This is a genomic window from Streptomyces sp. NPDC002055 (genome assembly GCF_040296705.1).
In the GTDB taxonomy this organism is placed as follows: Bacteria; Actinomycetota; Actinomycetes; order Streptomycetales; family Streptomycetaceae; genus Streptomyces.
Genome location: NZ_JBEOXS010000044.1, coordinates 1 through 21538 on the forward strand (window position 1 = coordinate 1; position 21538 = coordinate 21538).

Annotated in this window: 16 protein-coding genes and 2 riboswitches; of the genes, 11 read left to right on the forward strand and 5 right to left on the reverse strand. The window is 76.3% G+C overall.

The annotated features are described in order from the left end of the window. Positions 1-863: 863 nt before the first annotated feature. From ABT112_RS24590 to ABT112_RS24600, 3 genes are all read left to right on the forward strand, one after another. Positions 864-2333 carry an FGGY family carbohydrate kinase gene (locus tag ABT112_RS24590; RefSeq protein ID WP_351512995.1) on the forward strand — a complete coding sequence of 490 codons (1470 nt, stop codon included), beginning with the start codon at positions 864-866 and terminating at the stop codon, positions 2331-2333. Between the two features lie 230 nt (positions 2334-2563). Beyond that, positions 2564-4072: an NAD(P)/FAD-dependent oxidoreductase gene (locus ABT112_RS24595; protein ID WP_351512996.1), complete on the forward strand. Its 1509-nt coding sequence runs from the start codon at positions 2564-2566 to the stop codon at positions 4070-4072. Next, positions 4069-5406, forward strand: coding sequence for an NAD(P)/FAD-dependent oxidoreductase (locus ABT112_RS24600; protein WP_351512998.1), 1338 nt, complete (start codon positions 4069-4071; stop codon positions 5404-5406). The genes ABT112_RS24595 and ABT112_RS24600 overlap by 4 nt, the downstream gene beginning before the upstream one ends. Before the next feature lie 191 nt (positions 5407-5597). Here ABT112_RS24600 and ABT112_RS24605 read toward each other — a convergent pair whose 3' ends face one another. Next, on the reverse strand, positions 5598-7037 hold the full coding sequence (locus tag ABT112_RS24605) for an NAD(P)/FAD-dependent oxidoreductase (protein ID WP_351513000.1): 1440 nt from the start codon (positions 7035-7037) through the stop codon (positions 5598-5600). Positions 7038-7267: 230 nt separating this feature from the next. Next, a riboswitch (cobalamin riboswitch) is annotated at positions 7268-7445 on the forward strand. Positions 7446-7481: 36 nt separating this feature from the next. On the opposite strand from ABT112_RS24605, the gene ABT112_RS24610 reads away from it, so the two are divergent. The 7 genes from ABT112_RS24610 to cobM all read left to right on the forward strand — a co-directional run bounded on the left by ABT112_RS24610 (position 7482) and on the right by cobM (position 15552). After that, the gene (locus ABT112_RS24610) at positions 7482-8483 is read left to right on the forward strand and encodes an ABC transporter substrate-binding protein (RefSeq protein WP_351513002.1); all 1002 of its coding nucleotides are present in this window, start codon (positions 7482-7484) and stop codon (positions 8481-8483) included. Positions 8484-8559: 76 nt separating this feature from the next. Next, a complete protein-coding gene (locus ABT112_RS24615; RefSeq protein WP_351513076.1) occupies positions 8560-9534 on the forward strand; it encodes a FecCD family ABC transporter permease in 975 nt (324 codons plus the stop codon). After that, complete coding sequence (locus ABT112_RS24620) at positions 9531-10478, forward strand: ABC transporter ATP-binding protein (protein ID WP_351513004.1); 948 nt, start codon at positions 9531-9533, stop codon at positions 10476-10478. The genes ABT112_RS24615 and ABT112_RS24620 overlap by 4 nt, the downstream gene beginning before the upstream one ends. Then, complete coding sequence (locus tag ABT112_RS24625) at positions 10475-11644, forward strand: (2Fe-2S)-binding protein (RefSeq protein WP_351513006.1); 1170 nt, start codon at positions 10475-10477, stop codon at positions 11642-11644. The genes ABT112_RS24620 and ABT112_RS24625 overlap by 4 nt, the downstream gene beginning before the upstream one ends. A 640-nt stretch (positions 11645-12284) precedes the next feature. Beyond that, positions 12285-12941, forward strand: a complete 657-nt coding sequence (locus ABT112_RS24630; protein ID WP_351513007.1) for an NADPH-dependent FMN reductase — start codon at positions 12285-12287, stop codon at positions 12939-12941. A 263-nt stretch (positions 12942-13204) separates the two neighbouring features. Continuing rightward, complete coding sequence (cbiE, locus tag ABT112_RS24635) at positions 13205-14737, forward strand: precorrin-6y C5,15-methyltransferase (decarboxylating) subunit CbiE (protein WP_502975432.1); 1533 nt, start codon at positions 13205-13207, stop codon at positions 14735-14737. Next, positions 14734-15552 carry a precorrin-4 C(11)-methyltransferase gene (gene cobM, locus ABT112_RS24640; RefSeq protein WP_351513011.1) on the forward strand — a complete coding sequence of 273 codons (819 nt, stop codon included), beginning with the start codon at positions 14734-14736 and terminating at the stop codon, positions 15550-15552. Before cbiE ends, cobM begins: the two co-directional genes overlap by 4 nt. 192 nt (positions 15553-15744) lie before the next feature. On the opposite strand, the gene ABT112_RS24645 is transcribed toward cobM, so the two are convergent. Further along, a complete protein-coding gene (locus ABT112_RS24645) occupies positions 15745-16881 on the reverse strand; it encodes a cobalt-precorrin-5B (C(1))-methyltransferase (RefSeq protein WP_351513013.1) in 1137 nt (378 codons plus the stop codon). A gap of 80 nt (positions 16882-16961) precedes the next feature. On the opposite strand from ABT112_RS24645, the gene ABT112_RS24650 reads away from it, so the two are divergent. Continuing rightward, a complete protein-coding gene (locus ABT112_RS24650) occupies positions 16962-17714 on the forward strand; it encodes a cobalt-precorrin-6A reductase (RefSeq protein WP_351513015.1) in 753 nt (250 codons plus the stop codon). Positions 17715-17845: 131 nt separating this feature from the next. On the opposite strand, the gene ABT112_RS24655 is transcribed toward ABT112_RS24650, so the two are convergent. From ABT112_RS24655 to cobG, 3 genes are read right to left on the reverse strand one after another with little or no spacing between them, the layout of a single operon-like run. Next, positions 17846-19393, reverse strand: a complete 1548-nt coding sequence (locus ABT112_RS24655) for a precorrin-2 C(20)-methyltransferase (RefSeq protein ID WP_351513017.1) — start codon at positions 19391-19393, stop codon at positions 17846-17848. After that, positions 19390-20031, reverse strand: a complete 642-nt coding sequence (locus ABT112_RS24660) for a precorrin-8X methylmutase (RefSeq protein WP_351513019.1) — start codon at positions 20029-20031, stop codon at positions 19390-19392. Before ABT112_RS24660 ends, ABT112_RS24655 begins: the two co-directional genes overlap by 4 nt. Then, positions 20028-21338, reverse strand: coding sequence for a precorrin-3B synthase (gene cobG, locus ABT112_RS24665; protein ID WP_351513020.1), 1311 nt, complete (start codon positions 21336-21338; stop codon positions 20028-20030). Before cobG ends, ABT112_RS24660 begins: the two co-directional genes overlap by 4 nt. A 115-nt stretch (positions 21339-21453) precedes the next feature. After that, positions 21454-21524: riboswitch (cobalamin riboswitch) on the forward strand. Positions 21525-21538: the final 14 nt, after the last annotated feature.

The window sequence follows — 21538 nt, forward strand, 5'->3', positions numbered from 1 at the left end:
GCGCTGACCGCCTGATCACCTGACCGCCAGATCACCTGACCGCCTGACGTTCGGGCGCCCGGCCCTGTGGTCGCCCCGGGGTTCCGTGGGCGCGGCGGAGGTCTGTCGGCCGCGGTCCCCGGCGGGCCGGAGCCCGGGGCCGCTCTCCGCGGCGCGGGGCAGGCGGCCCGGGGGCGGCATCCGCCCCCGGCCGGAGACCCGAACGGGCCGGAGCGGTCCGGTAATCCACTGCTGCGGTCGGTCGGCGGTGCGATCGTCATGGGTCCTCAGGGACGGGGTGGGGGTGGGACGGATCCGGTGCCCGGCGCCCCCGGCACTGCCGCCGTGGACCCGGGAGGCCGAACCGCCCCGCTGACGTCCTGCTGTTGCACGGCGGTCAGTGTAGGTCCGATCACCAGTGCGGGGGAGCCTTAGTGATCTTCATCGATAACTTTGCTGTGGAACCATTCCGCGCACCCGTCAACGCCAGCCCGACCGGCGGGAATCGAGGGGACGTGCGGGCCATCAACCGGGGGCGCGGGTGTCCTTGACGCCGTTCCCGGGGCTGATCCACGCTTGCGGTGATCCGGTCACGGGCGCGTCTCACGAGTGCCTCTCACGGGCGCCATTCACGGGCGCCTCGGAAACGCACCCGTCTGCCGCCGGACGCATCCGGGAGACCGCCAGAGGGATGCCGCCAGAGGAATGCCACCAGAGGAATGCCACCAGAGCAATTCCGAGAGACGAATCCGAGAGAAGAAGAAGCGAACGATGCCGGCTGCCGAGCTCCGTCCCCGCACAGCTACCGCCACGGCCCCACCGGGGACCTCCGCCGAGCCCGGCGCGTTACCGCGGGCCGCGCACCCCGGAGCCGGGGAGCCCCGATGACCGGGCGCGTCCTCGCCGTCGACCAGGGCACCTCGGGCACGAAGGCGCTCGTCCTCTGCCCGGAGCGCGGGGTGATCGGCAGCGGCGCGGCGCCGGTGCGGCCCCGCTACCGGCCCGGCGGCGTGGTCGAGGCCGACCCGGCCGAGCTCCTCTCCTCCGTCGTCGACGCCGGGCGCCGGGCTTTGGCGGACGCCGGCGAGCCGGTCGACGCGGTCGGCCTGGCCAACCAAGGGGAGACGGTGCTGGCCTGGGACCCCGCCACCGGCACCCCGCTCACCGACGCCGTCGTCTGGCAGGACCGCCGCGCGGAGAGCGTCTGCCACGGCCTCGCGGAGCACGCCGAGTCGCTGCGTGCCCGCACCGGACTGCCCCTGGACCCGTACTTCGCCGGGCCGAAGATGGCCTGGATCCGCCGCAGTCTGACCCGCGCCGGCACCGTCACCACCAGCGACGTGTGGCTGATCCACCAGCTGACCGGCGCGTTCGTGACGGACGCCGCCACCGCGGGCCGCACCCAGCTCCTCGACCTCGACCGCGTCGAGTGGTCACCGGAGGCCCTGGAGATCTTCGGGCTCGCCGGGGAGCGGCTGCCGCGGATCGTCGACGCGGCCGGCCCCGTCGGCACCACCACCGCGTTCGGCGCCGAGATCCCGCTCACCGGTCTGCTCGTCGACCAGCAGGCGGCGCTGCTCGCCCAGCACGTGACCGGCCCGTCCACGGCCAAGTGCACCTACGGCACCGGGGCGTTCCTGCTCGCGCCGACCGGCCCCCGCCCCAGCCGGGGCACCGGCGGCCTGGTCAGCTGTGTCGCCTGGCGGCTCGGCGGACGCACCGAGTACTGCCTGGACGGGCAGGTCTACACCGCGGCCTCCGCGGTCCGCTGGCTCACCGACCTCGGCGTCGTCTCCGGAGCCGGGGACCTCGACGCGGTCGGCTCCGCCGTACCGGACACCGGCGGCGTCACCTTCGTCCCGGCCCTCGCCGGACTCGCGGCGCCCTGGTGGCGCAGCGATGTGCGGGGCTCGGTGACCGGCCTCGGCCTGGACACCACCGCCGGACATCTGGTGCGCGCACTCTGCGAGGGGATCGCCGCCCAGGTCGCCGAGCTCGCCGACGCCGTCACCGCCGACCGGGGAACACCCCTGGCCGCCCTGCGGGTCGACGGCGGTCTCACCCGCTCCGCACTGCTCATGCAGACCCAGGCCGACCTGCTGCAACTCCCCGTCGAGGTGTCCGCCGTGCCGGATGTGACGGCGCTGGGGGTGGGGGCGGTCGCCCGCATGGGACTGGACCCCGGCCTCCCGCTCCACCGGGCCCTCCCGCCGCGGGCACCGGCCACCGTCTACGAACCACGGATCGACGCCGGCCGCGCCGCCGAACGCCGGAGCGCCTTCCGGGCGGCGGTGGCGGCACTGCTGGACGGTCCCGCGCCACCGCCCGCGCCACCGCCCGCGGCACCGCACTGACCAGCCGCGCCCGCCACCGGGAGGGAAGCCCGTCGACGCAGGCCCGCGGACGCACCCGAAGCCCGCCGGGCCCGCCGCGGACCGCCCCCGGCCGAACCGCCGGAGCGACCGGCTCCCCGCGTTACGCGGCTCATGGCAGCAGCCGCCAAAGCGCAGCCAGAAACGCAGCCACCCAACGCAGCCGCCGAAACGCACCACCGAGACGCAGCCTCGCTGAGCAAAGGACGCGCATGAGCGTGACGACCACCGGCCCGCTGCCGGACGAGGTCCACGACGTGGTCATCATCGGCGCCGGAGTGGTCGGCGCGGCCATCGCCCGCGAACTGGCCCGCTACCGGCTGCGCATCGCCGTCGTCGAGGCCTCGGACGACATCGGCAACGGCACCTCGAAGGCCAACACCGCCATCCTGCACACCGGGTTCGACGCCACCCCCGGCACCCTGGAGGCCCGGCTGGTCCGCGACGGCCACCGGCGGCTGACCGGATACGCCGCGGAGGTCGGCATCCCGGTGGAACGGCTCGGTGCCCTGCTCGTCGCCTGGGACGACGAGCAACTCGCCGCGCTGCCCGCACTCGCCGCCAAGGCCGGGCGCAACGGCTGCCACGACACCCGGCTCATCGGCGCGGAGGAGCTGCGCCGCCGTGAGCCGCACCTCGGGCCGGGAGCCCTCGGCGCCCTGGACGTGCCCGGCGAGAGCATCATCTGCCCCTGGACGACGACGCTCGCCTACGCCACCCAGGCCGTCCGCAGCGGAGCAGATCTGCACCTCGACTGCCGGGTGGAGTCCGTCACCGCCGGCCCCGCGGGCCACCAGGAGCTCGGCACCGCGCGCGGGGTGCTGCGCACCCGCCATCTGGTCAACGCCGCCGGTCTGCACGCCGATGACGTCGACCGGATGTGCGGCCACGACGACTTCACCGTGACGCCGCGGCGTGGCCAGCTCATGGTGTTCGACACCTTCGCCCGCGCCCTCGTCGACCACATCCTGCTGCCCGTGCCCACCGAACGCGGCAAGGGCGTGCTGGTCACGCCGACCGTGTACGGCAACGTCCTGCTGGGACCGACCGCGGAGGACCTCGACGACAAGGCGGCCACCGGAACGTCCGCAGACGGGCTGGCGTTCCTGCGGGAGCACGGCGCACGGATCCTGCCCGCCCTGCTCGACGAGGAGGTCACCGCGGTCTACGCCGGACTGCGCGCCGCCACCGGGCAGGAGGACTACCGGATCCGGGCGCACCCCGGGGAGCGCCGGGTCACCGTCGGGGGCATCCGCTCCACCGGCCTCACCGCCTCGATGGCGATCGCCGCGCACGTGGTGGAACTGCTCGCCGCGACGGGCCTGGAGCTGGGGACCGCCCACGAGCCGGCGCCGCTGCGGATGCCGAACATCGGCGAGGCCTTCCCCCGCCCGTACCAGCGCGCCGAACTGATCGCCGCCGACCCGGAGTACGGCACCCTGGTCTGCCACTGCGAGCGGGTGTCCCGGGGCGAGATCCGCGACGCCCTCGCAGGGACGGTCCCGCCCGGCTCGGTCGCCGGGCTCCGGCGCCGCACCCGGGCCATGAGCGGCAGGTGTCAGGGCTACCACTGCGGCGCCGCCGTGCACGCGCTGTTCGCCCGCGGCGGCGGTCCGGGCCGCGGGCCCGTCGTCCCCGCCTCCCCGGACTCCCCGGACTCCCCGCACTCTCCCCACTCCCCGCACTCACCGGACTCCCCGCGAACGAGGACCCCGTCATGACGGCCGACCCGCCTCCCACCCTTGCCGGAGCATCACCCACCGCCGCAGGTCCGCTCCGGCGCAGCGTGGACGTCCTCGTCATCGGCGCCGGACCGGCCGGGCTGACCGCGGCCGCCCGGCTCGCCGCCGCGGGGGCCGGGCGCGTGGAGGTCGTCGACCGGGAGCCGCACCCCGGCGGGCTCACCCGCCACTGCCGTCACCGCGGATTCGGCGTGAGCGACCTGCACCGGCTGCTGACCGGCCCGGACTACGCCCGGCACCTGGCCGACGCGGCCGTCCGCGCCGGCGCCGTCCTGCGCACCGGGGTCGGCGTCACCGGCTGGGCGGGCCCGCTCACCGCGGCCGTCACCGGCCCGGCCGGACCGGAACGCCTCACGGCACGGGCCGTCGTCCTCGCCACCGGCGCCCGGGAACGGCCCCGCAGCGCACGCCTGGTGCCCGGCACCCGCCCCGCGGGCGTCCTCACCACCGGCCAGGCCCTGCGGTCCCTGCACGGTGAACTGCCGTCCCTGCACGGTGGACCGTGGCCCCTGCACGGTGCACAGCGCGACACGGTCGGCCGCCGCGCCGTCGTCGTCGGCGCCGGGCCGTCCGGCCGCACCACGGCGCTCGCCCTGCGCCGGGCAGGGACCGAAGTCGTCGCCACAGTCACCGACTTGCCCCGCCACCGGACCTCCTGGGCACAGACCCTCCCCACCCGGTCGGCCCGGGAGATCCCGCTGCTCGCGGACACCACCGTGACCGGACTCCACGGCCGGGACCGGGTGGAGAGCATCGGGCTCCGGCACCGCGACGGCCGGACCATGACGCTCCGCTGCGACACGGTGGTGTTCACCGGCGACTGGATCCCCGACCACGAACTGGCCCGGACCGGCGGCATCCCCCTCGCCCCCGGCTCCCGCGGGCCGTCCGCCGACACCGCGTTCCGCACCTCCGAACCCGGGGTCTTCGCGGTGGGCACCCTGCTGCGCCCCGGCGAGTCCGCCGGTACCGCCGCCCGGGACGGCGCGCTCGTCGCGGAGCCCGTGCTCCGCCACCTGGCCGACGGGGGATGGCCGCCCACCCGGGTGCCCGTGCTGGCCGAAGCACCGCTGGCCTGGGTTGCCCCCGACCGGATCGGCCCGGCGAACTCCCTTGCCGCGCCCGGGAGGTTCAGCCTGGAACCGGCGGAACCGCTCGTCCGGCCGCGGCTGATCGTCCGGCAGGACGGCCGGATCCTGCACCGGCAGCGCGTCTGGGGTCCCGCCGTGCCCGGGCGGCCGGTGCGGCTCTCCGCGGCATGGCGCGAACGGGCCGTGGCCCACGGGGGTCCGGTGCTGGTCTCCGTCGGGTGAACGGGTGCCGGCGGAGGGGGAGATGCCCTGTGGAGGGCCGGGGCGCTGTCGGGGGCGGCGTCACGGGGAACCCCTTCTCCTGAACGGCCCTCCAGGCGGCCGCCGTTCAGGAGAAGTTCAGGAGAAGTTCAGGAGAAGAGGCCGGGGCGATGGGCCGACGGCGGGGACGAGCGGCCCCCGCCCGGCGCCGCTCACCGCCCCGAAATGACCCCCGCCAGCCGGGCGAACGCCGAGGTGTGCGGCAGGCCGGCGCTCTCCCGCCGGTCCGCGGCCCGGAACAGGGCGTGGATCAGATGAACCCCCGCCCACCGCAGCGGCTCCGGCTCCCAGGGCCGCACCTGCCGCCCGACCCAGGGCAGCGCGGTCAGGTCGGTGTCCTGCCGCAGCAGGAGGTCCCGCAGCGTACGGCCCGCCAGGTTGGACGTCGTCACCCCACTGCCCACATAGCCGCCAGCCCACCCCAGACCGGTGGTGTGGTCCAGCCGGACCGTGGAGCACCAGTCGCGCGGCACGCCGAGGACACCGCACCACGCGTGCTCCACGGCGGAGTCCGCGGCGGGCGGGAAGAGCCTGACGAGCGCGCGCCACAGGGCGTCCACGGTCTGCGGCCGGGTGACGCCCCCGGTGTCCGTGCGCGAACCGAAGCGGTACGGAACTCCCCGGCCGCCGAGGGCGATCCGGCCGTCCGCCGTGCGCTGGGCGTAGATGTAGGCGTGGGCCGTGTCGCCGAGCACCTCCCGGTTCCGCCAGCCGATCCGCTCCCACACCGCGTCGGACAGCGGCTCGGTGACGATCATCGAGCTGTTCATCGGCAGCCACTGACGGCGCAGCCCGGTGATGCTCGCGCTGAACCCCTCCGTCGCCCGGATGACATAGTCGGCGGTCACCCTGCCCCGGTCGGTGCGGGCGGTGGCCCGCCCTCCGGCGTTGCGGGGGAGGATCTCGGTGACCGTGGTGCCCTCCAGGATGTCGACTCCGCGGGCGGCCACCGCCCGGGCCAGCCCCGACGCCAGCGCCGCGGGCTGGACGGCGGCGGCGTGCGGTGTCCAGGCGGCCGCGGACGCCCCCGCCACCGGCACCCGCTCCGCCCGTTCCGTCGCGTCGAGCAGCCGCAGGTCCGCCTCCGTGAAGCCCCAGGCGCGCTGGTCCTCGACAGCGGCCAGCAGTCGCGCCTGCTGCGCGGGGCCGACCGCGACGCGCAGCATGCCGCCCTTGTGGATGCCCGCGTCGATGCCCTCGGCGTGCGCCACCGAGATCACCTCGTCGACGGACCGGAACAGGGTGCGCTGCATCTCCCGCACCGCGGGCCGGCCGTGCTGCGCGGCGTAACGCTCCCGGGCCCCGGCGAAGCCGTGGTAGAGCCAGCCGCCGTTCCGTCCGGAGGCGCCGAATCCCGCGAACTCCCGCTCCAGCACGGCGATCCGCAGACCGGGCCGGTCCCGGGCGAGGTAGTACGCCGTCCACAGACCGGTGTAGCCGCCGCCGACGATCGCCACGTCGTAGTCGCGGTCCCCGGGCAGCGCGGGCCGGCGCCCGGGCGGGCCGCCGTCCCGGTACCAGAAGGAGACACCGCCGTTGACGAAGCCGTCCGCCAAGGGCGCCGTACGAGGTGAGGTCCGGCCGTGGTTCATCCGTGGGCCCCGCATTCCCGGTGGTCGCAGACCGTTCAGCGTAGGCGGTGCCGGCCCGGCCCGCACAACCCCGCTCGGTACCGGAACACCCTGTCGGCACCGGGCGGCGGAGAACAGCGGCCGCTCCGGCCTGCCGCGTCCCGGGCGGGCGCCGTCCCCCACGGGCGCGGTTCCCGCAGGGCGACGAGCGGCGCAGGTCACGGGCCCGCGCCCTGGGCGGGCTGATCGCGCTCTGACAGAATGCGGGTGTTCACGAGGCGGCGGAACCAGGGAAGCCGGTGCGACTCCGGCACGGTCCCGCCACTGTGACCGGGAAGCCGCTTCGAACGGTGGTGTGCCGCACGGCGCACCGCGCCGGGACGGGCCGCTCCCCGGGAGTCAGACACCGGACTGCCGCCTTCAGCACCGACCAGGGGACGCGGATCCCCCGGAGGAGGCATGCCCATGTCCCGGTTCCCGGGGTCACTGCGCGTCCGGACCATCACGGCGGCCCTGCTGCTGCTCCCGCTCACCGGCTGCGGCCTCGCGCCCACGGACGACCCGCCCGCCGACGGCCGTCCCGCCGCCGCGAAGGGCTTCCCGTACACCGTCACCAACTGCGGTGTGAAGACCACGTTCACCGCTCCGCCGAAGCGGGCCGTCACCCTGAACCAGCACGCCACCGAGGTCATGCTCGCCCTGGGCCTGGAGAAGCGGCTGGCCGGCACCGCCTACCTCGACGACCGGGTGCTGCCCCGCTTCCGGGACGCCTACCGGGGCGTCGACGTCCTGTCCGACAAGTACCCCTCGTACGAGAAGCTGATCGCCGCCGGGCCCGACTTCGTCTACGGCGGCTACACCAGCGCCTTCGACAAGAGCGAGGGCCGGGACCGCGCTTCGCTGGAGAAGAGCGGGGTGCACACCCGGCTCAACATCGAGAGCTGCGGCCGCGGTCCGGTGCGGGTGGACCGGCTGCGGCAGGAGATCCGCGAGACCGCGCGCACCTTCGGCGTCCCCGAGCGGGCCGACGCCCTCCTGGCCCGCCAGGACCGGCAACTCGCGGCCACGGCCAAGCGGTTGAAGGGCGCTGACCGGCCGTCCGTCCTGGTCTACGACAGCGGCGACAGCGCGGCGTTCACCGCGGGCGGCAAGGGCATCGGCAACGAGATCGTCCGCCTCGCCGGCGGCCGGAACGTCTTCGCCGACCTCGACCGCACCTTCGGCGACGTCTCCTGGGAGAAGGTCGTCCAGCGGCGTCCCGAAGTGATCGTGATCTACGACTACGGCGGCACCCCGGTGGCGGCCAAGAAGAAGCGGCTGCTCCGGGACCCGGCGCTGGCCGACGTCCCGGCGATCAGGAACAAGCGCTTCGCGGTGCTGCCACTGTCCTCCGCCGTGCTCGGCGTGCGGGTGCCCGAGGCGGTCGACTCACTGGCCCGGCAGCTCCACCCCGGACACGGCGGCTAGTCCGGTGCTCCGCCGAATACCGCGCACCCCGGCGGGCCGGCTCCGCTGCTCCCTCGTCCTCGCCGGGCTCGCGGCCGTGTTCGCCGTGGCGGCGGTCGCCGGGCTCGCCCTGGGACCCGTCCGGATCCCCGCCGGCGACGTGCTGCGCATCCTCGCCGGGGACACCGGGGCCGGTCCGTTCACCACGATAGTGCGTGACGTCCGGCTGCCGCGGGTCCTGCTCGGCGCTGTCGTCGGCGCCGGACTCGCCGTCGTCGGGACCGTCCTCCAGGCCCTGGTCCGCAACCCGGTGGCCGACCCCTTCCTCCTCGGCATCTCCTCGGGCGCCTCGACCGGCGCGGTCCTCGTGGTGGTGCTCGGTCTCGGCGCGGGAGCAACCTCCTTCGCCCTGCCGGCCGGTGCCTTCGTGGGATCGCTCGGCGCTCTCGTCGCCGTCTACGCCATGGCCCGCCGCGGCGGGACGATGACCACCGGCCGGCTGGTCCTGGCCGGGGTGGCCGTGCAGTACATCCTCTCCGCCCTCACCAGCCTGGTGCTCGTCACCGCCGCCGAGGCCGAACACCTGCGGGCCGTGCTGTTCTGGACCCTCGGCGGTCTCGGCGGCGCCCGCTGGGACGCACTGCTCCTGCCCGCGGTCGCCCTCGCCGTCGGCACCGCCGTGCTGATGGCCCTCGCCCGGCCGCTCGACCTGCTGCTCGTCGGCGAGGAGGGGGCCACCGTCCTCGGTCTGGACACCGGACGGTTCCGGGCGGCCGTGTTCGTCCTCGCCTCGCTGGTCACCGGGGTGCTCGTGGCCGTCAGCGGAGCCATCGGCTTCGTCGGCCTGGTGGTGCCGCACGCCGCCCGGATGGCCGTCGGGGCCGGACACCGCGCCCTGCTCCCGGTGTCGGCCCTCGGTGGCGCCGCCTTCCTGATCTTCGCCGATCTGCTGGCCCGGACCGTCGCCGCCCCGGCCGAGGTCCCCGTGGGCGTGCTCACCGCCCTGGCCGGCGGCCCCTGCTTCCTGTGGCTGCTGCGCCGCAGCTCCCGTACCGAAGGGATCACCGGATGAGCGCCCGGACTCCGGCGCCCGCGGAACTGCGGGCCGAGGCCGTCTCCTTCCGCGTCGACGGCGCCCCCGACGGGCGTCCGATCCTGGACTCCGTCGACATCGAGGCCCGGCCGGGGGAGACCGTCGGCCTCGTGGGCCCCAACGGCAGCGGCAAGACGACCCTGCTGCGGTGTGTCTACGGCACGCTGCGGCCCACGGCGGGCCGCATCCTCCTCGACGGCCGGGACATGGCGGAACTCGGCACCAAGCGCCGGGCCCAGCGCATCGCCACCGTCCCACAGGACGCCGGTGCCGTCTTCGGGCTGACGGTCCGCGACATGGTCGCCATGGGAAGGTCCCCGCACAAACGCTTCTGGGAGACCGACACCGCCGACGACACCGCCCGGGTGCGGGACGCCCTCGCCCGGGTCGGCGCGGACGGCCTGGCGGACCGGCACGTCGAGGAACTCTCCGGCGGCGAGCGCCAACGTGCCCTCGTCGCACGGGCCCTGGCCCAGGACCCGGCGCTGCTCGTCCTGGACGAGCCCACCAACCACCTCGACATCCGGCACCAGCTGGAGGTCCTCTCCCTGGTCCGCGCCCTCGGCACCACGAACCTGCTGGCCCTGCACGACCTCAACCTCGCCGCCTACTACTGCGACCGGATCCACGTGCTGGCCGAGGGCCGGGCGGTGGCCTGCGGTCCGCCCGCGGCCGTGCTGACGGAGGACATGCTGGCCGAGGTCTACGGGGTGCGCGCGGAGGTGGGCGTCCACCCGGTGACCGGCGCGCCGACGGTGCTCTACCTGCCACCGGAGGCCGAACACCGGGCCGAGCACCGGGCAGACCACTCTCCCGAACACCGGGCCGGTGACCGGGAGACGAACCGGGGCGGGAGGGCCGCGCCGGTGGCCGGCAGGCGGCGTATGCCCGCGTCGGGGGCGGCCACGGGCGGGCAGGCGTGAGCGCCGCGCCCGGCGGAGCCGTCGGTGGTGCCGGTGGTGCCGCGGCCGGTGCAGCCGCCGGTGACGCCGCGATGGGGGACCCGGCCGACGCCGCCGGGACCGAAGCGGCCGGGACCGAAGCGGCCGAGACCCAAGCGGCCCAAACCGACGCGGCCGTGCCCGACGCGGCCCTGCCCGATGCCCCTGCCGACGCCGGCGGGACCGGGTCCGACGCCCCGTCCGGTACCGGCATGACCGGGGCCGACGCCCCCTCCGGTACCGCCGCCGACATGACCGGTCCGCCGGCTCCGGAAGCGGCCGCGCACGGGCCGCGCTACGCCCTGGGCCAGGTGTCCGGCACAGGCGGCTCGTGGGCCACCGGCCCCGACCTGCTGCCCGCGGACCGGCTGCTGGACCCCGGGAGCCAGGAGCTGGACCGGCTGCTGACCAGCGAGTACGAGGGGAGCGGCCACCGCACCGCCCACGCCGCGGCGCTGACCCTGATCGCCGTCTACGCGGGCCGGGTCACCGCGGCGGCCGTACTCCAATGGGCCCTGGACGGACGGGTTCCGGACCTGCGGGCGGAGAACGTCCTGGTGCGGCCGTCGGGGCACGGCATCGGCGGCGTGTGGCTGCGCCGGAACCGGATGCTGACCGGGGCCGCGACGGCAGGGCTGCCGGCGGCGGTCCGGCCGGGTGCGGCCGCACCGGCCGCGCTCTGCGGACACGTCGGGACATCGGCCGGAGAGCAGGCGTCCGCCCGACCGGGTCCGGGCTCCTCCACCTGCCTCCCGTGCTTCCGGGCCGCCACCCTGCCGCTGCTTCACCGGGCCGTCCTGGACGAACACTTGCTGCCGCTCGCGGACGCCCTGCACCGGCGCACCCGGGCCGGGCTGCGCCAGTTGCGCGGCGGGGTCGCCCACGGCTGCGCCACCGCGCTCTGCGCCTCACAGGCCGACCCGGACGAACTGGCCCTGCGCTGGGACGAGTTCAGCGCGAGAGCGCCCGGCGGCATCGGGCAGCTCGGGGAGGTGGCCCGGGTACGGCGCCCGGACGGCACCCCGCGGCTGGTCTATCTCCGGCGCACCTGCTGTCTCTACTACACCAGCGCCGAGGCGGTCCGCTGCGCGAGCTGCTGCCTGACCGGCCGGGCGGAACGGCTGCGGGCCTACGCCGCCAGGGCGTGACCGCGCCCGGCACCCGCACCGACCCCGCGCCGACCCGTACCGTCCCCGCGCCGGCCCGCACCGGCCCCGCGCCGGCCCCGCGCCGACCCGTACCGTCCCCGCGCCGGCCCGCGCCGGCCCCGCGCCGACAACGGCCGCCGCGAACCGTTCCGGCCGCCGGCGGCGCAGGCGTAGCCCGCGCGCAGGCCGGTGACCCGGCCCGCGTTCGTCGGCCACGCGTCGAGGCCGCCGACCGCGGGCGTGTTGCTCCACCCGAGGAAGAGCACAGCGGCGGCGCCCGCGTGGATGATCGTCAGGGCCCCCGCGGCGGGGGTGAACCGCTGCCTCCCGGGGCGGGGTGACGCCTGCGCGCGGCGGCGCCGGCCGGTGGTGCTCTGTTGGACGGTGGTCGTGGCACTCCCCGGCGGTACTCCGGGCCGGGGCGGCCGGGGGCCTGAGCGGGGGACGCGGCACAGCGGGGAGAGCAACGGCACCGAATCCGGGCCCGCACGCGCAGCCACTCCGTTGCGCATCCGGGGGCATTCCACCGGCGGACGCACCCCGACGGGTGTGTCCCGGACTCCCGGCGGGAGACCGGGGCGGCGACGAGACATGCATGACCGGGACGGAATGTCCCGCGCGCGACGAGAGGTGCCCGCCCATGACCCACCCCGACCGGCGTTCCGCACTGCGGCTGTTCGTTCTCTCGGGGTCGTCCCGGGCGGGATCGGTGAACGCCCGGCTGGCGGCCCTGGTCGCCGCACTCGTGACCCGGGCCGGAGTCACGGCCGACCTCGCCCGGCTGCGGGACTTCCCCATGCCCACCTACGACGGGGATCACGAGGCGGCCGACGGCCCGCCCGAGGGCGCCGCCGAGCTCCGCGACCGGATCGAGGCCGCCCAGGCGCTGGTCATCGCCTCGCCCGAGTACAACGCGTCCATGCCGGGCGCGCTGAAGAACGCCGTCGACTGGGTGTCACGGTTCCGGCCGCAGCCGTTCAAGGACAAGCAGGCGCTGCTCGTCTCGGCGTCACCGTCCACGGTGGGCGGAAACCGCGGACTGTGGTCCCTGCGCGTCCCGCTGGAGCACCTCGGGACCCGGGTCTACCCGGACATGTTCAGCCTCGCCCAGGCCCACCAGGGCTTCGACGAGGACGGCGGGCTGAAGGACAGGGACCTCCAGGCGCGGTTGTCCGACACCGTGGACTCCTTCCTCGACCTGGTCGAGGCGGACACGCTGTACCCCTGTCTGCAGCACCGCTGGTACGAGTTCCTCGGGGACCGGACGAGCGCCCCCGTCACCCAGCGTGCCGAGTGACGCCACCGCCCCGCGCCCCGCGGAGCAGCCACCGGTCGTCCGATGATGCCCGGCCGGGCCCGCCACCGGCGGTGCCACCGTCGTGGCCGGCGCCTCGCCGGGCCCGTTCCGCGCAGGTCACGGGTGGTGGCGCACCCGGTGTGCGAGCAGGCTGATGCGGGCCCCGGCGGTGTCCGGACGTTCCCCGGTCAGTAGAGTCGGCACGCCCCCACAGGGCCCAGCCCTGCCCGATTCTCCGAGGTGTCCCCGGCGTGAGCTCCGATCTGTCCGCCCCGTCCGAACCGACCCGCCCCGTGACCGTCGTGGGCATCGGAGCGGACGGCTGGAACGGCCTCCCCGCGGCCTCCCGGCGTGCGCTGGCCGAGGCCGGGGTACTGATCGGCGGCCCGCGTCAGCTGGACCTGCTGCCCGCGGAGTGCACCGGTGAGCGGGTGGCCTGGCCCTCACCCCTGCGCCCCGCCGTCCCCGGGCTGATCGCCGCCCACGAGGAACGCGGCATCGCGGTCCTGGCCAGCGGCGATCCGATGTTCTTCGGCATCGGCCGGGCGCTGGCGGAGGAGCTGGGGCCGGACCGGCTGCGGGTCCTGCCGCACCCCTCGTCCGTCTCCTACGCGTGCGCCCGGCTCGGCTGGCCGCTGGAGGCGACCGAGGTCATCAGCCTGGTGGGCCGCCCCGCCGCCGCCCTGACCGCCGCGCTCCACCCCCGCCGCCGGCTGCTGGTGCTCAGCGCCGGTGCGGACACCCCCGCCGAGGTGGCCGCGCTGCTGACCGCGCGGGGCTTCGGTCCCAGCCGGATGCAGGTGCTGGAACAGCTCGGCGGGGAGCGGGAGCACCGTACCGAGGGGCGGGCCGACACCTGGCCGCACCCGCCCGGCGATCCGCTCAATGTCATCGCCGTGGAGTGCCGGCGCGCCGACGGCGCCACGCGGCTGGGCACCGTGCCCGGGCTGCCGGACGCGGCGTACGAGCACGACGGCCAGCTGACCAAGCGCCATGTGCGGGCCGCGACGCTCGCCGCGCTCGCCCCCGAACCCGGCGAACTGCTGTGGGACATCGGCGGCGGCTCCGGCAGCATCGCCGTCGAGTGGATGCGGGCGCACCGCACCTGCCGGGCCGTCACCGTCGAGCGCGACCCCGTCCGGGCCGATCGCATCGGGCGCAACGCCGAGGCCCTGGGCGTCCCCGCGCTGCGTGTCGTCACCGGCGCGGCTCCGGCCGCCCTGGCCGGACTGCCCGTGCCGGACGCGGTGTTCGTGGGCGGCGGCCTCACCGCCCCGGGCCTGCTGGAGGAGGCCTGGGCCGCGCTGCCGCCGGGCGGGCGGCTGGTCGTCAACACCGTGACCCTGGAGTCCGAGGCGCTGCTCACCCAGTGGTACCGGCGGCACGGCGGCGAACTGGTCCGCCTCGCGGTGGCCCACGCGGTACCGGTGGGCGGCTTCACCGGGTGGCGGCAGGCGATGCCGGTCACCCAATGGGCAGCCGTCAAGCCCGCGCCCGGCGACGACCCGCCCGGCGACGACCCGCCCGGCGACGACCCGGCAGGCGCTGACCCGGCAGGCGCTGACCCGGCAGGCGCCGGCTCGGACCGGGTGCCCGCCCGGCCCGAGCCCTCGGGCCCGCTCGAACCGTCCGGCCCCCGCGATCCGGCCGTCCCGGGCGAACCACCCCACGCGCCGGCCCCGTCCGGAGCAGCCGGAGCAGCCGGAGCAGCCGGAGCAGCCGGAGCAGCCGAAACCGCCTGCCCAGCCGGCCCGTCCGGCCCGTCCGGCCCGTCCGACCGAGGAGAACGACGATGACGGTGTACTTCATCGGTGCCGGGCCCGGCGCCGCCGACCTGATCACGCTGCGCGGCCAGCGCACCCTGGCGTCCTGTCAGGTCTGTCTCTACGCGGGCAGCCTGGTGCCCCGGGAACTCCTCGCGGAGTGCCCGCCCGGCGCGCGCCTCATCGACACCGCGCGGCTCGACCTGGACCGGATCACCGCGGAGCTGGTGCGCGCCCATGAGGAGGGGCACGACGTGGCGCGGCTGCACTCCGGCGACCCGTCGGTGTTCAGCGCCGTCGCCGAGCAGATGCGCAGGCTGGACGCGGCCGGGGTGCCGTACGAAATGGTGCCCGGGGTGCCCGCGTTCGCCGCCGCGGCCGCCGCCCTGAAGCGGGAACTCACCGTGCCGACGGTCGGTCAGACGGTGGTGCTCACCCGGATCGCCCAGCAGGCGACCCCGATGCCGGAGGGCGAGGACCTGGCGACCCTGGGCCGCAGTCGGGCCCTGCTCGTCCTGCACCTCGCGGCCCGCTATGTGGACCGGGTCGTGGCGGAACTGCTCCCGCACTACGGCGCCGACTGCCCGGCCGCCGTGGTGGCGATGGCCAGCCGCCCGGACGAACTGGTCCTGCGCGGGCGGCTCGACGGCATCGCCGCGCAGGTCAAGGAGGCCGGCGTGGTCCGCACCGCCGTGATCATGGTGGGGCGGACGCTGGGCGCCGAGCAGTTCCGGGACAGCCACCTCTACTCGGCCGACCGCGACCGGGCACACCCGCCGTGCGACGCCACCGGGGACAGCGGCGCCGTCGGGACCGCCGGAACCACCGGCACCACTGCGGCGCCGTAACGGCGTCCGGAGGCGAGAGCCTCGGTCCGTCCGCCGCGCGCCCTTGGCGAGGCAGGCGGGCGGGTGCTGGTCCGGGACGGCGTCGGCCCTGGTCGCAGGGCCGGTCCCGGGAGCAGCCGCCCGGCGCCCCACGGCGACGGACGACGCGCGGGAAGCCGGGGCGACAGGCGAGCGGGCCGCCGATCCCGCCGGTCAGCGCCCGGCCGGCCCCCGCGGCGCGGCGCGCCCGACGATCGTCCCCGCCCGGTCGATGCAGATGACGTCGACCGCGATCGGCTCCCCGCGCAGCACACCGAGGGCGGTGTCCCGGGCGGCGGCGGCGACCAGGTCGCCCAGCGGTACGTCCCGGGCGGCGCACAGCTGGAGCGCCTCCAGCCCGGTGTTGGCCCCGGCCACGGCCGCCGCCAGCTCCTCGCCGGCCCCGCCCCGGCGGGCCAGCCCGGCGAGGAAACCCTTGTCCACCTGGGAACGAGCGGAATGGAGGTCGAGGTGGCCCGCAGCGAGTTTGGACAGCTTGGCGAAGCCCCCGGCGACGGTCAGCCGCGGCACGGGGTGGCGGCGCAGGTACTTCAGCACCGCCCCGGCGAAGTCGCCCATGTCGAGCAGCGCGTCCTCGGGCAGCCCGTGCACGGCGACGGCGACCTTCTCCGACGTCGAACCGGTGCAGCCCGCCACATGGGTGCGCCCCGCGGCGCGCGCCACGTCGATGCCGCGCCGGATGCTGTCGATCCAGGCGGAGCAGGAGTACGGCACGACGACACCGGTCGTCCCCAGGATGGACAGCCCGCCCAGGATGCCCAGCCGCGGGTTCCAGGTGCTGCGGGCGATCTCCTCGCCGTGGTCGACGGCTATCTCGATCTCGGCGTCCGCCCCGGGCCGGCCGTGCCGGGCGGCGACCTCGGTCAGGTGCTCGCGCATCAGCTGCCGGGGCACCGGATTGACCGCGGGCTCGCCCACCGGCAGCGGCAGACCGGGCCGGGTGACCGTGCCCACCCCGGGGCCCGCCCGGAACGTCACCCCGCTGCCTGCCGGCCGGATCCGTACCGTGGCCCGGACCAGCGCGCCGTGCGTCACATCCGGATCGTCACCGGCGTCCTTCACCACCCCGGCCATGGCCGCGCCGCCGGTCAACTCCTCGGTGGCCAGGGCGAACGCCGGACGCTGGCCCTTGGGCAGGGTGATCGTCACCGGGTCGGGGAACTCGCCGCCGAGCAGCGCGGTGTACGCGGCGGTGGCCGCCGCCGTCGCGCAGGCGCCGGTGGTCCAGCCGGAGCGCAGCCCGGTGCGCTCCAGCTGTGCGCCGCGGCCGGACGCGCTCGGCTCAGCCACGGCGCACCCGGTCCGGGCCGGACGATGTCAGTGCGTGGGACCGGGACGTCACCGGTCCGCGGAACACGGAGGAGCAGGCGATGAGCGGGACACGGCATGTGCTGGTGCTGGGCGGCACCACCGAGGCGCGCCGACTGGCGGAGGAACTCGCCGGGGACCCGGCGCTGCGGGTGACCAGCTCCCTCGCGGGCCGGGTCGCCGAGCCGCGCCGGCCCGCCGGTGAGGTGCGGATCGGCGGGTTCGGCGGCCCCGCGGGCCTGGCCCGCTGGCTGCGCGAGCACCGGGTGGACGCGCTCATCGATGCCACCCATCCTTTCGCCGGCACGATCAGTTTCAACGCGGCGGAGGCCGCCGCCGCGGTCCATGTTCCCCTGCTCGCCCTGCGCCGTCCCGGCTGGGTGGCCGGTCCGGGCGACCGCTGGCATCCGGTGGACTCCCTGGCCGCGGCGGCCGAGGTGCTCCCCGGCCTGGGGGAGCGGGTGTTCCTCACCACCGGCCGGATGGGGCTCGCCGCCTTCGCCCACCTGGACCGGCTGTGGTTCCTGGTGCGCTCGGTCGACGCCCCGGAGCCGCCGCAGCCGGCCCGGATGGAGGTGCTGCTCGACCGGGGGCCGTTCACCGTCGAGGGCGAGGCCGAGCTGCTGCGCCGGCACCGGATCGACGTGGTGGTGACCAAGGACAGCGGGGGCCGGGCGACGGCCGCCAAGCTCACCGCCGCCCGTGACGCCGGGATCCCGGTGGTCGTGGTCCGCCGCCCGCCGGTGCCCGAGGGCGTTCCGGTCGCCGAGGACCCGGCCGCGGCCGCGACCTGGCTGCGGAGCACCCTCGGCTGAGGCAGGCCGGAGCACCCACCCCCGGCTGAGGCAGGCCCGCGGACGGCGTGCACCCCCGGGACCGAAGCACCCGGCTCCCCGGCCCGCAGGGCGCGCCCGGGGCCGGGGCCGGGGCCCGGGGTGACAGCCCGTCAGTCCTTCGGGTAGCGGCGGGGCGTCCAGACGATCTCCTGGCCGTTCCCGCGCCGTACCGACCGGGTCTGCGACGAGCCGACCAGCAGGATCGTGCGCATGTCGACGTCGTCCGGGTCGAGATCGGCCAGCCGGACGATCCGTACGCTCTCCTCCGGGCCGCCGACGTCCCGGCCGAGCACCACCGGGGTGTCGGGGGCGCGGTACTCCAGCAGCAGCTCGCGGGCCTTGCCCACCTGCCAGATCCGGCTCCGCGAACCGGGGTTGTAGAGCGCCAGCACCAAGTCGGCCGCGGCGGCCGACCGCAGCCGCTCGGCGATGACCTCCCACGGCTTGAGCCGGTCGGAGAGCGAGACCACCGCGTAGTCGTGGCCGAGCGGGGCGCCCGCGCGCGAAGCCGCCGCATGTGCGGCGGTCATGCCGGGCAGCACCCGCACCGGGACCTCGCGGTACGGGTCCTCAGACGCGGCCTCCAGCACGGCGGTCGCCATGGCGAAGACCCCGGGGTCGCCGGAGGAGACGACGGCGACCCGCCGCCCCTGCCTGGCGAGGTCGAGCGCGAACTCCGCGCGCTCCGCCTCCACCTTGTTGTCCGAGGCGTGCCGCCGTTGCCCGGGGCGCACCGGCACCCGGTCCAGATAGGTGGTGTAGCCGACCAGGTCCTGGGCGGCGGCCAGTTCGCCGCGGGCCTCCGGGGTGAGCCACAGCGGGCCCGCCGGGCCGAGACCGACCACGACCACCTCGCCCTGCCCCTCCTGCGGCGCGTCGGCCACCGGCGCGGCGGCGGGCGCGGGGTCCGCGGCCGGGACACCGATCCGGCTGGGCAGTACGGCCACCGCGAAGTACGGCACCGACTCCGGGTCGACCTCGGTCATCGGCGCGGTGCGCTCGGCGGCCATGGTGGCGCGCTCGACGTACGCCGCGTCCGTCAGCCGCCCGGACCGCTCCAGGGCGCGCCGCACCGTCGGGAAGGTGCGGCCGAGCTTCATCACCGCGGCCGAGTCCGTCGCGGCGAGCCGGGCCGTCAGCTCCTCCTCGGGCAGCGTGCCCGGCAGGATCGTCAGCACCTCCTCGCCCTCCACCAGCGGCTTGCCGAGCCGGGCCGCGGCGGCGCTCACCGAGGTGACCCCGGGTACGACCTCCGTCGGATAGCGGTCGGCGAGCCGCTTGTGCATGTGCATGTAGGAGCCGTAGAAGAGCGGATCGCCCTCCGCCAGCACCGCCACGGTCCGGCCCGCGTCCAGGTGCGCGGCCAGCCGGGCGGACGCCTCGGCGTAGAACTCGTCCATCGCGCCCTGGTAGCCGCCGGGGTGGTCGGTGGTCTCCGTCGTCACCGGGTAGACCAGCCGCTCCTCGATGTGGTCGGGGCGCAGATGCCGTTCGGCGATGGAGCGCGCGATGCTCCGCCCGTGCCGGGCGCTGTGATAGGCGACGACATCGGCCTCGGCGATGACCTCCACGGCCCGTACGGTCATCAGGGAGGGGTCCCCGGGCCCGAGACCCACTCCGTAGAGCCGGCCGGTGCGCCCGTCCTGCTGGTCGCTCACTCTTCCTCGCTCGCAATCGCGTTGACGGCCGCGGCGGCGATGGCGCTGCCGCCCCGCCGCCCCCGCACGATCAGGTGGTCGAGGCCCGCCGGGTGGCCGGCCAGGGCGTCCTTGGACTCGGCCGCGCCGATGAAGCCGACCGGAACGCCGATGACCGCGGCCGGGCGCGGCGCCCCCTCCTCGATCATCTCCAGCAGCCGGAACAGGGCGGTGGGCGCGTTGCCGACGGCTATCACCGCGCCCTCCATCCGGTCCCGCCACAGCTCCAGGGCGGCGGCGCTGCGCGTGGTGCCCATCCGGGCGGCCAGCTCCGGCACCCCGGGGTCGGACAGGGTGCAGATCACCTCGTTGCGGGCGGGCAGCCGCTTGCGGGTGACCCCGCTGGCGACCATGGCGACGTCGCAGAGGATCGGCGCCCCGGCGTGCAGCGCGGCGCGGGCGCGGGACACCACCTCGGGCGTGTGGCCGAGGTCCCGGACGAGGTCGACCATGCCGCAGGCGTGGATCATCCGCACCGCGACCTGGCTGACGTCCGGGGGCAGCGCCCCGAGGTCCGCCTCGGCGCGGATCGTCGCAAAGGACTGGCGGTAGATGGCCGCGCCGTCCTTCTCGTAGTCGAACACTGTGTCCTCGTTCATGTCGTTCCGCGAGCCGCCGCCACCGCGCCGGCCGTCTGCTCTGCTGCCGCTTCCGTGCCCGTGCCGCCGGCGGGTCCGCCCCGGACGGTCACCCGGTAGCCGCGGCCGGTGGCCAGGACGTCCACCCAGTGGCCCTGCGGGTGGCCGCACCGGCGCTCGCACCCCGACCAGTACACGGGCAGCAGACCGGGGTTGCCGCTCCCGCTGCCCGCCACCGCCGCCACGGCGTCGGCGCGCACGTCCGCCAGGGACTTGGCGCACCCCGGCCGCCCGGTGCAGGCGCCCACCCCCCGCCACGGGGACCCGGGGCCGGTGACGAATCCGGCCTGCTCCAGGGCGTCGAGACCGGCCGCCGCCGCACCGGGCGGGAATCCGGGCAGCACGATGCCGCGCCAGGGTGTCACACGCGCTTCCGCAGGTCCGCCGCGGGCGGCCGTGACCCCGAGCAGCCGCCACTGCGCCGCGGACAGCCGCCCCAACGGCGCCCCGACGGAGAGCGAACAGCGGCCGTCCGGGCCGTGGATCACCCCGGCCGCGGGCGGCGCGCCGTGTGCCGGGGGCTCCTCGACGGGCTGCGCGTCGATGCCCTCGCGGGCCAGCCGGCCGTGCACCCGGGCCGGCAGCGCGTCGGCCGGGGGCAGGTCCCGTACCCGCCAGACGCGGCCGCCCGCCGCCCCGGCCGCGTCCAGGAACTCCTCGGCGGCCAGCACGGCGGCCCGCGGCCCGTCGGCCGCGGCGATGCGCAGCCCCGGGCCGTCCCCGTCGAGGTGGAGCACGGCGCTCCCGTGCTCCGCTGCGATCAATGTCACGTCCGGGCCCAGCGCGGCGACATCCCCGCGCCCGTCGTCGACGGCGAAGAGGAAACGCCCGGAAAGCATGGCGGTGTCCGGGTTCGCGCACACCCGGGTGTCGAGTTCGCGGACCCAGGGCCGGACATCCGCGTGCCCCGCCCCGTCCAGTCCGGACAGCGGTGAGGCGACGATGTTGCGCACCCGCTCGTGCCGTTCCGAGGGCAGCAGATCCGCGTCCCGCAGCAGGCGGGCGAGTTCGGCGCCGTCATCGGCGGCCAGGCCCCGCAGTTGCACGTTGCCGCGGGAGGTGAGGTCCAGGTGCCCGTCCCCCAGCTCCTCCGACACCCGTGCCAGGGCGTCGATCTGACGGCACGTCAAAAGACCGGCGGGCAGCCGGATCCGCGCCAGCGAACCGTCGTCCGCGGTGTGCAGACGCAGCGCGCCGGGGCAGGCGTCCCCGCCCCCGCGAGCGGGCGGTCCGGCCCTCCGTGCGCTGGTCGCGGGTGTGAGAGGCATGGCGCGGAGCATACCGACCCTCCCCACGGGTGTATGTACCGCCGGTGAGCGGCAGCCCTTACGATGCTCACGGCGGTTCAACCGGAACCGCCGGACGCCAGCGACGGCGCCAGGGGAGGAAGCCGGTGCGAGTCCGGCGCGGTCCCGCCACTGTGACCGCGGCACAGCCGCGTGAGCCAGGAACTCCCGCCGTCCTCCAC